The organism is Acinetobacter sp. LipI_23, from assembly GCF_058243045.1.
Genome location: NZ_JBZAYJ010000001.1, coordinates 924495 through 940430 on the forward strand (window position 1 = coordinate 924495; position 15936 = coordinate 940430).

At 40.8% G+C, this 15936-nt stretch carries 12 protein-coding genes; 7 read left to right on the forward strand and 5 right to left on the reverse strand.

The features are described from left to right. Nucleotides 1-2 precede the first annotated feature (2 nt). Genes AC4CVD_RS04605 through AC4CVD_RS04615 form a run of 3 tightly spaced genes read left to right on the forward strand, consistent with a single transcriptional unit; the run spans nucleotide 3 to nucleotide 4318 of the window. Nucleotides 3-686 (forward strand): hypothetical protein, encoded by a 684-nt coding sequence (locus AC4CVD_RS04605; protein ID WP_490752209.1) that lies wholly within the window; start codon nucleotides 3-5, stop codon nucleotides 684-686. A gap of 26 nt (nucleotides 687-712) precedes the next feature. Beyond that, a complete protein-coding gene (locus tag AC4CVD_RS04610; protein WP_490752211.1) occupies nucleotides 713-2998 on the forward strand; it encodes a DUF6160 family protein in 2286 nt (761 codons plus the stop codon). Between the two features lie 24 nt (nucleotides 2999-3022). After that, complete coding sequence (locus AC4CVD_RS04615; RefSeq protein WP_234951385.1) at nucleotides 3023-4318, forward strand: hypothetical protein; 1296 nt, start codon at nucleotides 3023-3025, stop codon at nucleotides 4316-4318. A gap of 59 nt (nucleotides 4319-4377) precedes the next feature. On the opposite strand, the gene AC4CVD_RS04620 is transcribed toward AC4CVD_RS04615, so the two are convergent. The 4 genes from AC4CVD_RS04620 to AC4CVD_RS04635 form a co-directional block, all read right to left on the reverse strand. Further along, nucleotides 4378-6096, reverse strand: a complete 1719-nt coding sequence (locus AC4CVD_RS04620) for a proline--tRNA ligase (protein ID WP_114837844.1) — start codon at nucleotides 6094-6096, stop codon at nucleotides 4378-4380. A 95-nt stretch (nucleotides 6097-6191) separates the two neighbouring features. Beyond that, a complete protein-coding gene (locus AC4CVD_RS04625) occupies nucleotides 6192-9296 on the reverse strand; it encodes an efflux RND transporter permease subunit (RefSeq protein WP_114837843.1) in 3105 nt (1034 codons plus the stop codon). A 20-nt stretch (nucleotides 9297-9316) separates the two neighbouring features. Further along, complete coding sequence (locus AC4CVD_RS04630) at nucleotides 9317-10444, reverse strand: efflux RND transporter periplasmic adaptor subunit (protein ID WP_114837842.1); 1128 nt, start codon at nucleotides 10442-10444, stop codon at nucleotides 9317-9319. 57 nt (nucleotides 10445-10501) lie between these two features. Next, nucleotides 10502-11140, reverse strand: coding sequence for a hypothetical protein (locus AC4CVD_RS04635; protein WP_078425398.1), 639 nt, complete (start codon nucleotides 11138-11140; stop codon nucleotides 10502-10504). A gap of 280 nt (nucleotides 11141-11420) precedes the next feature. Between AC4CVD_RS04635 and pilG the strand changes: the two genes are divergently transcribed. The 3 genes from pilG to AC4CVD_RS04650 are packed head-to-tail and all read left to right on the forward strand — an operon-like array spanning nucleotide 11421 to nucleotide 12775. Beyond that, the gene (gene pilG / locus AC4CVD_RS04640; protein WP_004694493.1) at nucleotides 11421-11804 is read left to right on the forward strand and encodes a twitching motility response regulator PilG; all 384 of its coding nucleotides are present in this window, start codon (nucleotides 11421-11423) and stop codon (nucleotides 11802-11804) included. Between the two features lie 30 nt (nucleotides 11805-11834). After that, nucleotides 11835-12203: a response regulator gene (locus AC4CVD_RS04645; RefSeq protein ID WP_004694491.1), complete on the forward strand. Its 369-nt coding sequence runs from the start codon at nucleotides 11835-11837 to the stop codon at nucleotides 12201-12203. 5 nt (nucleotides 12204-12208) lie between these two features. Then, nucleotides 12209-12775, forward strand: a complete 567-nt coding sequence (locus AC4CVD_RS04650) for a chemotaxis protein CheW (RefSeq protein WP_490752214.1) — start codon at nucleotides 12209-12211, stop codon at nucleotides 12773-12775. On the opposite strand, the gene AC4CVD_RS04655 is transcribed toward AC4CVD_RS04650, so the two are convergent. Then, complete coding sequence (locus AC4CVD_RS04655; protein ID WP_019767920.1) at nucleotides 12746-13627, reverse strand: IS982 family transposase; 882 nt, start codon at nucleotides 13625-13627, stop codon at nucleotides 12746-12748. The genes AC4CVD_RS04650 and AC4CVD_RS04655 overlap by 30 nt on opposite strands. A 149-nt stretch (nucleotides 13628-13776) precedes the next feature. Between AC4CVD_RS04655 and AC4CVD_RS04660 the strand changes: the two genes are divergently transcribed. Further along, the gene (locus AC4CVD_RS04660) at nucleotides 13777-15849 is read left to right on the forward strand and encodes a methyl-accepting chemotaxis protein (RefSeq protein WP_490752216.1); all 2073 of its coding nucleotides are present in this window, start codon (nucleotides 13777-13779) and stop codon (nucleotides 15847-15849) included. The last annotated feature ends 87 nt before the right edge of the window (nucleotides 15850-15936 follow it).

Genomic DNA, 15936 nt, shown 5'->3' on the forward strand with positions numbered 1-15936 from the left:
ACATGATAAAAAAACTATGTGTAACCATGTTGATGTCGGTATCCATGTTGTCTCAAGCGGGTTTGGTAGATTTGGATAATAAGGAGCTGGTCGGTGTGACTGGACAGGGTGGTGCAGATTTGAGCTTAACCCTATCGATCAACCACCAATATGCCAATGATATGAGTTTAAATACGATCTCTAGGATCAATGGTGTAGATGCAAATGGGCGAGCTATTGTCACTGAAGCCTATTATCAAATGCGCGCAAATCAAGATTGCGCTTTATTAGAACTGTGTCGTATCTCCATTTCCCCAAATAATCATAAGGAAAATGGGCAACGAAAATGGCTGGTGTTTAAGCAGTTCCAAGGCACCATACAAATTGATAAATTTTCGCTGGAAGGTACCACAATTCTGAATAAAGAAGGTAAGCCACAAACTGCAATGTTGTTAAAGTTTTTCGATGATAAACCCCTTAAAATTCGTAACTTAGGTTTTGCCAGCCTTTCAGTAGAAAGTGGTGAAAATGGATATTTCAATACCTCAACGTATAACAGTTATGGTACGAGTAAAACTGTACCAACTTTTGATAAAGGTCAGGAACAAGGCTTTATGGGCTTAAATGTTCACGGAAACTTACATCTGGATGGAAATCTAAAAATCTTTAGCTATAACTGCTCGGGCACTGCGGGTAGCCGCTGTTAGACACATAGTTTCAAAAGGATATTGAGATGTATAAAATAATAAAACTAAACCTTCTGACACTGTGTATCTGTGCAGCGAATCAAAGTTATGCATTACAAGCTTTGAATGATCAGATTTTAAGTGATGTGACGGGTCAAGATGGTATTTCAATTACCCATGAAGCTTCAAAAGTTGACATTAAACAATTGAATTGGGTCGATCCAGCGGAAATCGGAAAAACACCGATTAAACTGGGTTTACATGATATTGAAGTAAAAACGGCGACTGGTTATAACAACATTAAAACCAAACTCGATTTTGATGTGGGAACAACACAATTAGCCAATGGTACGCAAGGGGTTGGTATTCAGCTCTCTGCAAGTGTGTCACCTTTTACCGCAACGGCTGCCCAAATCATGCTGATGTGTTCACCAAATTGTGCAACGGGTGAAACGGATCAAAATTTAGGAAGTTTTAAGCTTTCAACTATTTCACCTTTTGAAGTGTACTTAGCAACGACGAATGGTCTGTTTAACCGCGACTCAAAGGTGCATTTAGATTTTAAATTACAGAATGCCAGTATTAGTTATGGACAGAATAATCAAGATTTAACCTTAAAAGATTTCAACTTCAATTTATCTGCTGATGGATATCTTTATATCGATGAAACGGAAGGTGTGGTTCTCACTTCAAAGGGCAGTATTGGCGATAATATTGTTGTTTTAGGTCGAGTGGAAGATAAAACTGATGTGCATGACAGTCGTGTAGGTAATGCCACAAATCCGGGGTTAAACGTTGATTTACGTTATGGCTCAGTAAACTCGACTCATCGAAACTTAATTCGAATAGGGGCATCGGGTGCTTTAACCAATGGCAAGATCGCGTTGAATGCTGACCAAACTGGTGTTGCTAAGTTTAATACGGTCAACCGTGTTAACGGTAATGTTCAAGAAAATGAGGTGGTTGCATCTGCAGGTTATGGTTTTAAGAATGCGGGTGGCTTACATTTAAATGTATCGGCTGACTTTACCCGTGCAGGGAATAGTTTGCTTGGTGCTAGCACGCCAACAACGTTTGAATTAGGACACACTGGTACAGGCAGTTACGCCATCGAGTTTTCAAATTTATCACCGCTCAATGTACGTACTTCTACTGACCCCAATTCAGCAATAAACAGTCAAAATGCCTATATTGATTTTGGCCAGATTTATATCAATAACATTCGCACCAACTCAATGGGTTTTGTAGTCAATGACCAAATTAAGACGATATTGGGTGCGCAAAACTATGAGTTGATTTATAACCCATCACCAACGGGCAATGCTTCAAATATGGCTTTTATTGCTGTACGTGGACTCGATTTTCAAGCCATTGCACGTAAAGCTCGCTTTATTTCAGATAATTCTATTGTGGTAAACAATACTAACGAAGGGACATGGGGCTTAGGTATTCCAATTTATAACCTAAATGCCAATGCAGCATTTTTTGCCAAGAAATATACCAATACCGCTGGAACAGTGAAGGATGGGTTGGGTTATGACATCGCAGTATCAACTGATGGTTACGGTGAAGATAGTCAAGGCAACCCTAAAACAACGTCTATTATCGTCATTGATGGTGCGATGAGTAAGCATGGCGAAGAAGTTAACTACTATACAGGCTTACGTAATATTGACTCATATTTTAAAGCCAATGGTGTGATTGGTTTTAATGAAAATGAAATCTATATCAAAGCCGATAGCTTATTGTTTGCTGCCAATGCGGAAATCGCAATCGGGCAGCTTCCGGGTGCACTATATAACTGTCCAGCAGGGGTAAATAGTTGTGCCAAAGAAGTCGTACCGATTAATAACTTTGCCAAAAAAGATGATGTTCTCGCATCGATTGCTTTTATGTTGGATGGTAAAGGTGAACTCTTTATTATTCCAGGACTTGAGGCTGTAGGCGGAACACCGCAAAGCAATTATCTGTCATTTAAATCCAATTTTGAGTTTAATACGTTGAGTAGTACAGACCTGAGTAATGAAAGTAAAAAAGGCAGTTTTATTAGCCTCAGTAATACCGATAGCAATGGAACAACAACAAAAACCTCAAGTTTTAACTTGAACAAAATGCAAGGTCACTTAGGTTTGAATGGCAAAATTCATATGCAAAAGGACTCAGTGGTCATAGATAATCAAGTGCAATTTAACTATAAGGCATTAGCAGGTGGACAAGGAGCAGCCTTTAGGACGGAGGTCGCATTGTCTCCAACAGGTACCATGCAGAAGGTTGCCGATATTGCTATTACGGGTGGGGCTATGCGTAGCACATTAGGGATTACACCGCGCTAAAAAGGATGACAAGGAATAAATAAAATGAATAAGTCTTTAATTTCAATTTTAATCACAGCGACTTTAGGTTTGAGTCAAAGTTATGCGATGACCGCTTTAAATGACGAGGAATTGTCAGAAGTTGAAGGTCAATCTTTGATGAATCTAGAGTTTCAGCAGGGGACGAATACAACCGATGCACAAGGAAAAGCATATAATCAATCGAACATTGGTTTTTATAAGTTAGCCCTTAGTGCGGAATTGGAGCTGAATGCCAATATTAAAAAGCTTCAATTGGGATGTGGTGGCGACAATAATTCAATTCGAGCCAACAGTTGTGATATTGATATTGATCATATTGGTTTAAGTGGACTACCTGATGATCCAAACTATACATCGGATCAGCGCGCAGCGACTTCGGCATTAATCACAAATCCATTTATTCAGTTCGCCATTAAAAATCCGACCTCAGCAGCAACACGTGAAGTACTCGGTTTTCGTGTCAGTGCTGAAAAGATTAAAGGTTTAATGACCCTTGGTACAGAGAATACTTCTACGCCAAACGGCATTAATACCTTTAGTGGTTATATGAAAACTAAAACAGCTTCAGGTACTGCTGTAACAGAAGCTCGTACTATGACGTATGCAGATACGGGTTTACAAATTAAAGGGAAGGTTACAGGAACAATTTTATTTATTCCGACAACATTGGATTACACATCCGATAATTATAATTTAACCCTGAGTTCAACCACAGCACCTTTTACTATCAATTCGACAATTGTGTCAGGAACTCGAATGAAAGATGTAACTTTAAAAGGAAGCGGTACTGTTGGACAAATCAATTTCTCAGGTCCTCTTACTGCAACAGTACTCGGCGGCGTGCCTCTGAATAAGCAGGTAACAGGGAATATCACGGGATTAAAAACCGATATCACTGTGAATCAGAGTTTAGGTTTAATACATGCGCTGTATTTAAACAACCCTGCATCACTATCCTTGCAATCACAAGATATCTTATGGACAGGGGCTGCAGTTGGTGCGAATAAAGGATGGTGGCTAGCGATGGAGGATGAAGTTGAGCTAGGCAGCTTAAGCCCAACCACTAAAGTAGCAATTACCAATGAAGTCTTAAAACAAACCATTGCGGGCATTAATAAAGATTTAACTGAGCATCCACGGCCATGTGGAGATTTACTTTTTCAGTGTGCTTTGGGGAGTGACTTAGCAGTTGGTAATGTTCCAATGAATTCTACAACTTTAGATTTCCCACTGACTAATTTAAGCTTACAAGGGCAAAACTTTCGATCGAACTGCTACGGTGGATTAAAGTTCTGTTAAATATATAACGTCATAAAAAAATCCCGCGATATACGCGGGATTTTTTATTCTAAAATGAATTATTTTGCAATTTTCGCTAACAACTCGTCTTTAGAAATGTTTACAGATTCAGCATCGCGACGGCCTTTATATTCAAAAGTACCTGCATCCAAGCCTTTCTCACCAATCACAATACGGTGAGGAATACCTGTAAGCTCTAGGTCAGAGAATTTCACGCCTGGACGTTCGTTACGATCATCCAGCAATACATCATAACCTGCTGTCGTAAGTTCAGCGTACAGTGCTTCAGCTGCTTCTAAAGAACGTGGAGACTTATGTGCATTCATAGGCACAATGGCAACTTCAAATGGTGCAATTGCCGCAGGCCAAATAATGCCTTTTTCGTCAAAGTTTTGCTCAATTGCAGATGCAACTACACGTGTTACACCAATACCGTAACAACCCATGGTTACCGTAAATGGTTTGCCATCTTCACCTAGAACTTTACAGCCCAAAGCTTCTGAGTACTTTTGACCGAGTTGGAAAATATGACCCACTTCGATACCGCGTTTAATTTGCAGCGTACCTTTACCGTCTGGAGACGGATCACCCTCAACCACATTACGTAAGTCATAAACTTCGGTGAACTGTGCATCACGTTCCCAGTTGAGACCTGTCACGTGTTTATCAACCTCATTTGCACCCGCAACAAAGTCAGACAGTACCGATGCAGCACGGTCGACAATGACCGTTAAGCCTTTTTCTACCAAGCCTTGTGGTCCACAGAAACCAGCGGTTAAACCAAGTGCAGCAAGTTGTTCTTCTGTTGCAAAAGTTAATGGTGATGCAATGCGTGGATGCTTCTCCGCTTTAATTTCATTAAGCTCATGATCGCCACGTAAGAACAATGCCACTACAGGTGTTGCTTGGCCTTCTTCGGTTGCAATACCTTGCACTAACAAGGCTTTGACAGAGTGTGCAGGATCAGATTTTAAGAAGTTAGAGACGTCTGCAATGGTTTTTTGATTTGGTGTATCGACAACTTCTAATGCTTTGGTTGGCGCTGCACGTTCACCGACTAAAACGGCCTCAGCCATTTCAATATTTGCCGCATAGTCAGATTCAGTCGAGAAGGCGATATCATCTTCACCACTTGATGCTAACACGTGGAATTCATGTGAGCCTGAACCACCAATTGAACCTGTATCGGCTTGTACTGGACGGAAATCTAAACCTAAACGGCTAAAGATTTTACAGTACGCGCCATACATGATGTCATAGGTTTCTTGCAGTGATTCTTGGTTTGCGTGGAAAGAATAAGCATCTTTCATGATAAATTCACGTGAACGCATTACACCAAAACGTGGACGAATTTCATCACGGAATTTGGTTTGTACTTGATAGAAGTTTGCAGGCAATTGTTTATAGCTTTTGAGTTCATTGCGCGCAAGATCGGTAATAACTTCTTCGTGTGTAGGACCAAGTACGAAAGGGTTGCCATGGCGGTCTTTGAAACGAAGCAGTTCAGGGCCGTATTGGACGTATCGACCAGATTCTTCCCATAAAGACGCTGGCTGAGTTATGGGCATCAGGACTTCGAGTGAACCCGCATTGTTCATTTCTTCATGAACGATCGCTGCAACTTTATTTAATACGCGAACGCCCATCGGCAGCCAAGTATATAAACCTGAAGCCAATTTACGAATCATCCCAGCACGTAGCATTAGTTGATGTGAAATCACTTCTGCGTCATTTGGGGTTTCTCTTAACGTTGCAAATAAAAAGCGACTCGCGCGCATGGAAACTGTCCTAAAATTTTAAACTTTGAAAGTCAAAGATTATACGATAAAAAATGAGGAGGCATGTCGACACCGCCTCAGAAAAATGTTGATTATTATGACATGGTTTTACGTACTTGACGCAGCATAAAGTTCTTAAAGTCATCTAAATAGGTGAAGATCACAGGAACCACCACCAAGGTCAGCAGTGTCGATGTAATGACACCGCCGATCACTGCATGTGCCATAGGTGCGCTTTGTTCCCCCCCTTCACCTAGCCCTAAAGCCAGAGGCACCATGCCCATCACCATGGCACTTGTGGTCATCAGAATAGGGCGTAGACGTGTTTTACCCGCATCAATAATCGCTTGATAACGATCAACGCCGTGATCCATGGCTTTTTTAATGAAATCGATCAATAGAATCGCATTCTTCGTCACCAACCCCATCAGCATAATAATGCCGATAATGGAAAATAAATTCATGGTGGAATTAAATAAGAAGAGCGCTAAAAACACCCCAATCAATGATAGTGGTAGGGAAGCCATAATCGCCGCAGGGTGAATAAAACTATTAAACTGAGAACCTAGCACAATATAAATAAACACAATGGATAAGGTGATTGCGGTCATGGCATAACCTGCGGATTCAGCCATGTCTTTGTTTGAACCTTGCGTGTCAAAACTATAACCTGCTGGAAGGTCAAAGTTGTCTTCAATTTTTTTAATATCTACACCAATATCGCCTGCAGGACGACCTGCTGTGTTGGCTTCGACTAAGACTTCCCTTGCTAGATCGCGACGATTAATCTGCGATGCCCCCAGACTTTCTTCTAAATGTGCAACACTAGAAAGGGGAATCAATAAAGCTTGACCATTGGCATCCATTTTTTGCGATGTGAGGTAAAGGTTTTGTACATCACTAGGTAAGCTACGCGCATTTTCAGTTAGGCGCAGGTTAACGTCATAAGTTTCGCCTTTGTTGTCTTGCCATGTGGTGACATCATCCCCTGCAATCAGTGGGCGAATGACATTGGCAATTTGGTTGACCGATAGCCCCAAATCGCTGGCTAAGACCCGATTAATATGCACGCCTAAAGTCGGTTTAGGGGCTTTAAGTGAGCTTTCTAAGTCGACAATGCCTTTGACTTGCGCAATTTCTGTCATAAAGCGGTCTGATATTTTTTGCAATTCGGCTAAGTCAGGACCTTTGATGGAAATCATTACGGGCTTTTGTCCGCCCGATACCGTTTCATCTGCCGAGGCAATTGAGGTCACGGTAATGCCACCCACTTGTTGTAGGCGTTGACGGAACTCATTGTTTAAGTCGGTTAAGCTTTTCTTACGTTCTGTACGTGGCGTAACGGTTACGCGAATACTGACATGGTTTTTACCACGATCCGTAACACCATTAATCACCGCATAAGTTGCTCGAACGTCAGGGTGCTGCTGAATAATTTTATCGACTTGCAGCAGTTTGGCTTGTGAATATTCCAAAGAGGCGTCGACAGGTGTTTCGAACTTAATCCGAATCTCACCTTTATCTGGAACAGGGACAAACTCTGTTCCAATCAGTTTAGATAAGCCTAATGCACCGAACAGTGAAGCCACAGCAATCATGAGGGTGATGAGTCGGAAGCGCAGAGCAAGCTTGAGTAATTTCTCATAGCCATGGCTGAGATTATCTAGTTTGCCAGAAATCCAATTGAAAAAATGTTTAACTCGATTGGGTGGCTTATGTGGATTTTGCTGTTCAGCCCAATGCGCAGATAGCATTGGATCTAAAGTAAAGCTGACAAACATGGAGATCAGCACAGCAGTACTGACGGTTACGCCAAACTGATAGAAAAATCGACCAATAATACCGCCCATAAATGCCACAGGTAAGAACACCGCAACAATGGTTAAGGTAGTGGCTAAAACAGCGAGTCCAATTTCTTTGGTCCCATCAAGGGCTGCTGCGACAGGGTCTTTGCCCATGTCTGCATGTCGCACAATATTTTCACGGACCACAATCGCATCATCAATGAGTAGACCAATACTGAGTGATAGTGCCAGTAAGGTCATCATATTGATGCTAAAGCCAAAGATCCAAATAAACGTCAGAGTGCCAAGGAGAGCAATCGGTAACGTCATGCCTGTAATGGCGGTGGAACGGAATGAGCCTAAAAACAGCAGGACAATCAAAACGGCAAGAGCTGCACCTTCAATAATCGTACGTGCAACATCGGTGATGCTGTTACGAATGCCTTTGGATGAATCTACCACGACTTTTGCTGTGGTGCCTTCAGGTAACTGTTTTTGAATATCTGCTAAGGTCTCATAAGTGCCGTCGACCACGTCAATTACATTTGAATCGGAACTGCGTAAAATATCAATCGCAACAGCGGTTTTACCATCTAAATAGGCACTTGACTCAAGTTCGGCTTGGCTGTCTGAAATGCTTGCAACTTGACGTAAATAAATCGGTACACCATTTTTATTGGCAATCACCAAATCGCCGAAGGCTAAAGGATGAATCACTTTAGACTTAATTTCGACCACAAGTTCACTGTTACCATGTTTCAACGTTCCACCCGGAACCTCGACATTTTCAGCTTTTAGCGTGTTGATGATCTGATCAATACCAATCCCAAAACTTTGTAATTTGTGGGGTTCAATCTGTATGCGAATTTGTCGCTGGGCATCACCCAATAAGTTGACTGTCCCGACACCAGAAACGGTTCTAAATTGTGGAACGATACGCTGATCCAAATAAGAACTGAGCTCTTTTAGTGACATGTTTTGTGATTCAAATACAATTGACATCACGGCATTGGCAGAAGGGTCGTAACGTTCAACAATTGGGTCTTGAATTTCGTCTCGAAACTCAGCGGTGACCGGTGCAATTTTATCACGGACATCTTGCGCGGCTATAGCGGAAGAAACATCGAGATCAAATTCAGCAATAATGGTCGACAAGCCTTCGCTAGATTGAGAGATGACCTGTTTTAAACCTGAAATAGTATTGATTTGATCTTCCATTTTCTTGGTGATTTCAGACTCAACTGTTTCAGGCGATGCCCCTGGATAAGTGGTATAAACCACCACGAAGGGGAAATCGACATCAGGAAACTCCTCAACTCCCATTCTTTGCCAAGAGGCTAAGCCTAAAACCATCAGACAGAACATCATCATGATGGTAAAAACAGGATATTTCACACTAATACGGGTTAACCACATAGCAACAACCTTTTCTTATTTTATGGATTGATTGTCACCATTTGATGCAAATCTTTTTCATTAAACGTTATACGACTGATGCGGTCGCCGGTTTGTAGTCCCTGTACCACAGCACTGTTGTTGCTATAGCGTTGTTCCAATACTTTTATGTGAACACGTTCAATTTTATTGTGGCGAATCACCCAAACATAAGGCGAATTTTGTATATTTTGAATGGTATCCAGTGGGATAATTTGGCCTGTGATGGACTGTGAACCAAGTATGTCGCCTTCCACAAAGGTCCCGATACTCAATGAATTAATACTTTCCATTGGCTGAGCAAAAAACTCAATTTGACGGCTTGTGGGGTCAGCAATCGGGGAAATACGAATAAGTTTGGCTGTCAGTTTTTGAGGATTGCCTTGCAGTCGATATTCAATTTTTTCTCCCAAACTTAAAGCGGCTTGTAGATCGCTTGGAATTTTGGCCTGTATTTCTAAATGACTCGGGTCAATGATTTCAAAAAGGGTTTGTCCTGCGGATACTGTTTGTCCAGGTTCTACCTGACGTTGAGTAATAACTCCTGAAATCGGGCTTAAAATAGTGCCATCGCGATCCGCTTTTTCGGCAATATCAACATTGGCTTGTTGCGCATGAACATTTTCTAATTGAGCTTGATAGTCCACAAGGCTTTGTTCATATTCCACTTTAGAAATAAAGCCCTGATCGAGTAAACGTTTTTTTCTTTGAACCATGCTTTTTGCAAGATTGGCTTGGGCTTGGGTTGATGCAAGATTGGCTTGAGCTTGGGCAAGACGCGCAGCATTATCTTGATTGTTCAATCGAACCAGTACTTGCCCTTTCTGAACAGCTTGTCCAACTTGAGCGGAGACGGCGGTGGCTGTCGCTGTCACTTGAGCCTGAATGGAACTTTGATTGACGGCTCGAATGGTGCCAGTAAAGGCTGTACGTTGGATAGAAGGCCCTTCTTGGAACTGGACCAAGTCTTCTGCGATCAGCTCGATTTTAGCTGTAGATGAAGTCGGAGATGTGGCCTCGTCTTGTTTTTGGCAGGCCGAGAGGAGTAAGCACAAACACAGCGGACTGAGTTTAAAAATAGGGAGCACTTGGCGGCTTAATTTAGTTTTTATACATGGTGCAGCCTGCATTGAGTCAAATCCTTTGGTCTAGCGGCGAATGTCAGCACACTGTAAATAAGACGCAGATTATTCAAGTGTTTTTAAACGAGCAATAATTCTGTCGTATTCAGCCTTGGTATTACGATAGTGACTTTGTAACGATTGTATTTGCTCTTTTTTCATCACAATATTTTTGGAATTGTAATCAATCATATCTTGGAGTAGTTTCGGATTGCTTTTGCCTTTACGCATGTTCTCTTTTTCTTGGCGTAAGAATCCAATGCGGTCATTCTGTAATTGTTTTAATTCATCTTGCTGAAACTTAATCTGTTTTAAGATATAGGAAAGGGCAGTATTGCGTTTTTGAGTGGCGACTTGGCTGTTGGTATAAGCACGTTTTAATTTAAGATCTGACTCGCGCTGCTTGGCTGCTGCTGCACGTTGTGGCGCATATTGCGCATCTTTTTCTGCGTTGTATGGACGTGCCCGTTGAATCACTTGCATGTTGCTATCGAGTGCTTCATAACCATAACGAATATGGTTGGGGGTGACACTGCTACTGACGTTTGCGATGCCTTTACTGTCGTAATATCGATACCAGACCGCTTTAGGTGGATCGGCCATAATCGAGATGGTCTGCAAACTTAGCAAAGCCAGCAAAATGACTTTCGCAGTCATCCTTTTTTTTACGATCAAAGCAAGTTTGTGATTAAACTCCCTAAGCATCGATACCCCCAGTTTAAAGTTGACTAAATTACTTATTTACAAGCAATAAATAGTGCTATATTAGTCCTAAATTTAGGAATAAAAAATATAATCAGTCAAAAAAAAATCGACGGGTATAGGAAAGTGTGAAGCCGTTCTTAAAAAGAAGATGAAGTGTGGTTTTATGCGGAAACTGTTCGTTGAAAATATAAGTAAATATATGTTAAAAGTGTACGTAACTTGTAAAGCGTCTACGAATCTGTTTCTACAAACATTCTAAAAATGGGAAGGGTCATATTAAATGGACGATAAATTCCAGAATCTAAAAGTAATGGTCATTGATGATTCAAAAACCATTCGTCGCACAGCTGAAACATTATTGCAACGTGAAGGTTGTGAAGTGGTGACTGCAGTCGATGGTTTTGACGCATTGTCAAAAATTGCTCAAGCCAATCCTGATATCGTATTTGTCGACATTATGATGCCACGACTAGATGGTTATCAAACGTGTGCATTAATCAAAAATTCACAAAATTATCAAAATATTCCTGTCGTAATGCTCTCTAGCAAAGATGGTCTATTTGACCAAGCCAAAGGGCGTGTTGTCGGTTCAGATGAATATTTAACAAAGCCGTTTAGTAAAGATGAATTATTAAATGCGATTCGTAATCACGTTTCAGCATAAATAATATAAGTGTAATTGGGGGAAAAAATTATGGCGCGTATTTTAATTGTGGATGACTCACCTACAGAGACATTCCGCTTTAAAGAAATTTTGGGGAAACACGGTTTTGAAGTGATTGAAGCGTCGAATGGTGCCGATGGTGTAACCATGGCTCAAGCTGAACTTCCTGATCTTGTTTTGATGGATGTGGTGATGCCAGGCGTTAATGGCTTTCAAGCAACCCGTCAAATTGCGCGTGGCGCAACAACAAAACACATTCCCGTAGTGATCGTCAGTACTAAAGATCAGGCTACAGACCGTGTATGGGGTAAGCGTCAAGGTGCGTGTGATTATTTAACCAAGCCTGTTGATGAAAACCAACTGATTGATGTGATTAAGCAACACCTGAACGCAGGATAAGCTCTATGGCAGCAAATGGATTTATCGAATTACTTCGACTTGCTAAACGTGGTAATAAAAACTACGTTTCAAACGAAAATGAGGTAAACCGCTGGTCGGGCATTGCTTTTGAGATGATGGGGCAATATTTCGTTGCGCCATTAGGTGAAGTTGCAGAGGTAATTTATCCTCCGAAATATACCTTAGTGCCAAATACTCAACCTTGGGTTGTGGGTTTGTCCAATATTCGAGGACGTTTACTTTCTGTTGCCGATTTAGCGCACTATGTATCTGGGCATCGTAGTGCGTATTCACCGACTCAAAAAGTACTCTGTATTAGTCATAATGACCACTATGTCGGTTTAGTTGTAGATCAGGTTCTGGGGATTCAGCACTTTAATAAGAAGAGTTTCTTTTCTAAACATGAAGATTTAGATCGGAATTTAAAAGAATATTGCCAAGGGTATTTTCACCAACACAACCAACAATGGCATGTTTTCTTATTCAGTCGCTTATTAGACAATCCAAAGTATATGAACGCATCTATAAAATTTACGCCAATCTCAACTTTGAATAAGGCTTTCCAGTTGTAAAGGTGGATTTCCTAATCGTGTATTTAAAATTACTGCAATGGTATGTGAAAGAATCTTACGCGTAATTCTATGCGTTAAATGCCATAAATCTTTAGCTCTTACTTTTTGAATGTGAAATCGTTCAGTTAATTGACCTATAACAGTCTCAATTTTTCTACGAGCATTCATGAGCCTCGCCATAGCTTCCTTAGACCTGCTATCAGTCATGTTCTTTCTATAAGGTGTTTGTAAATCAATATCTTGGTACTTAAAATAGTGTTTTAATTCAGGTCTTAAGTATCCTTTATCACCACCAAGTAATCCCTGAATATCTTGAGTAATTTCTGGTGCAACATCACGTTCATCACAATGAGCTGGAGCAAAAGTATAGCCTGTAATCATTCCTGAAAAGTTAATAACGATATGTCCTTTGAAACCATAATATTTTTCTTGTTTAGCCGCACAATAACTAAAACCTGCAGATTCTTTGAAGTTTTTATGTTTTTTTGCTCTAGCATAACGACAAACAGGTATAGGAAAGCCATCGATAAAATGAATATTATCTAAACCGAAAACAGATTTTAGTTGTGACATAATCTGTTGATTTACATGCCATAATTTTGCACAATGTTTGCAAAAATTAGGATAGGAACCTAATTTTGGAAACCATTCAAACCAATTGTGTTTAAAGTAGAACCAGATATTTTTATCAGAATCTAAGCCAAGAAACTCTCCCACAATTTGTATAGTAAGAATTTCAATATCACTTAAAGCGGGTGGAAATCCTCTACTTCTTAAAGGTTGAATGACAATCGCTGAGTAAAATTGCTCTATGATTAAAAATACAGAAATGATAAATTCGTAAATGGACATAACTTGCTTTGCTTTTCTTAGTCGAAAATTAAATTGGGTTATGTCCTTTTTATTTCAAAGACTTAAAAAGTTGAGATTCGCGTAAAATTTATAAATTAATATCATTGTCGCGCGCGAAATTATAAGGGCGTAAATCGGGGAGAAGCTGCATGGGCTTTAAACTTAAAAAGAAAAATACGGATGGAAGCAGTAACCGCTCAGGTGGAAATGCTTTAGTAGCAAAACTTCAATCACAGACGGAACAGTTTTCACGTGTATTTGGTGATAGTGAAAAGTCCAAGCCATTAATTTTGGGTGCGGCATTTTGTATCGTACTGGCAATTTTCTTATTGTTGTACCTATTCTATAGCGTACCTCGAAATAACGAATTCACCCGTAGCTTGGGTGATTTACGTCTTTTATCACAAACGATTTCGCGTCAGGCAACTGAAGCAACAGCATCAGGTACCCCTGAAGCCATTAAAAAACTGACAGAATCACAAAAGTCTTTTGCTGAAAACTTAGAAACAGTAAAAGATATTCACGCGAGTACAGATGCACTGCGTGAAGTAGATGCGCAGTGGAAAAAAGTTTCTGAAAATATTGATTTAATTGCATCGCAACAAAAAATCATTAACCAACTCTACGATACCAACATTGCGATTAGTGAAAGTATTCCGGGGATTCAGGCAGAGTACAACTTAATGGTTGACCAAATGGCACGTCAAAATGTGCCAGCCAACCAAGTCGTGATTGCAAAAAACCAAGTATTCATCGCGGAACGTATCCTACGTTCAATTGGTTCGGTATTAACGGGTTCAGACAACTCGCGTGAATCTGCGGATGATTTTAGCTCAGATACAGAAACCTTCGCGTCATACTTAAACGCACAGTTAAATGGCAGTGCGGACTTAGGTGTAGAGCGTATTAATGACCCTGAAATGCGTGACTCTTTAACCAGTATTCAATCTGAATATGATGATGTACTGAAGTCAGCAGCAGCAACCGTTTTAAAGAACTCATCACAAATCGTTAAAGTACGCCAAGCGTCATCATCGATTTTTGAACAGTCGGATGCATTGTTAAGCAATTTGAACAAATTGTCAGTTGGTACAGGTTTAGCGATTGCAATTCCTGCCTTAGGTCTAATTCTAGCCCTGATTGCCTTCTTATTCTGTGTATTTAAATTACTTGTACTTCGTGGTGAATCAGATAAAAAACGTGTATCTCGTCTACAAGATGAATATGACCGTAACCAAAACGCGATTTTACGTTTACTGGATGAGATTGCCGATCTTGCAGATGGTGACTTACGTTCATATGCAACGGTATCTGAAGACTTCACGGATGCAATTGCTGACTCGATTAACTTCGCAATTGACCAATTACGTGATCTTGTATCGCGTATTACTGAAACCTCTCAAGAGGTTGCACAATATACGGCAAGTACACAGGGGATTACTAACCAGTTAGCTGAGGCATCTGAACACCAAGCGCAAGAAATTGCGGGTGCATCTGCCGCGATTAACGAAATGGCAATGTCAATTGACCAAGTATCTTCAAACGCTGAAGAATCAGCGGTGGTAGCAGAACGTTCAGTAAAAATTGCTGCAAATGGCGCGAACGTTGTAAACCGTTCAATTGAAGGTATGGATATCATTCGTGAGCAGATTCAAGAAACCTCTAAACGTATTAAACGTTTGGGTGAATCTTCGCAAGAAATTGGTAACATCGTTGCCTTGATTAACGATATTGCCGACCAAACGAACATCTTGGCTTTAAACGCAGCGATCCAAGCATCGATGGCAGGTGAAGCAGGTCGTGGTTTCGCCGTAGTTGCGGATGAAGTACAGCGTCTTGCAGAACGTTCTGCTTCAGCAACCAAACAGATTGAAACACTGGTAAAAACCATTCAGACCGATACCAACGAAGCTGTAATTTCGATGGAACAAACCACGTCTGAGGTTGTACGTGGTGCGAACTTATCTAAGGATGCTGGTGTTGCACTGGATGAGATTCAAAACGTATCGGGTAATTTGGCGAAATTGATTGCAAACATTTCGAATGCCGCAAAGCTACAATCCGCGTCTGCAGGTCATATTGCAACTACGATGAACGTCGTACAAGAAATTACCTCACAAACTACCACTGCGACTTTCGATACAGCACGTTCAGTCTCTGAACTTGCGAACATGGCGGAAGCGTTACGTGAGTCTGTAACAGACTTTAAACTGCCTGATTAAGCGCTTGCTTTGGGGGAGGTATGCTGCTCATTGTCTGAGTGGCATACCAAAATCAGGATACACATCAACTCAATTAGTTTGCGCAAA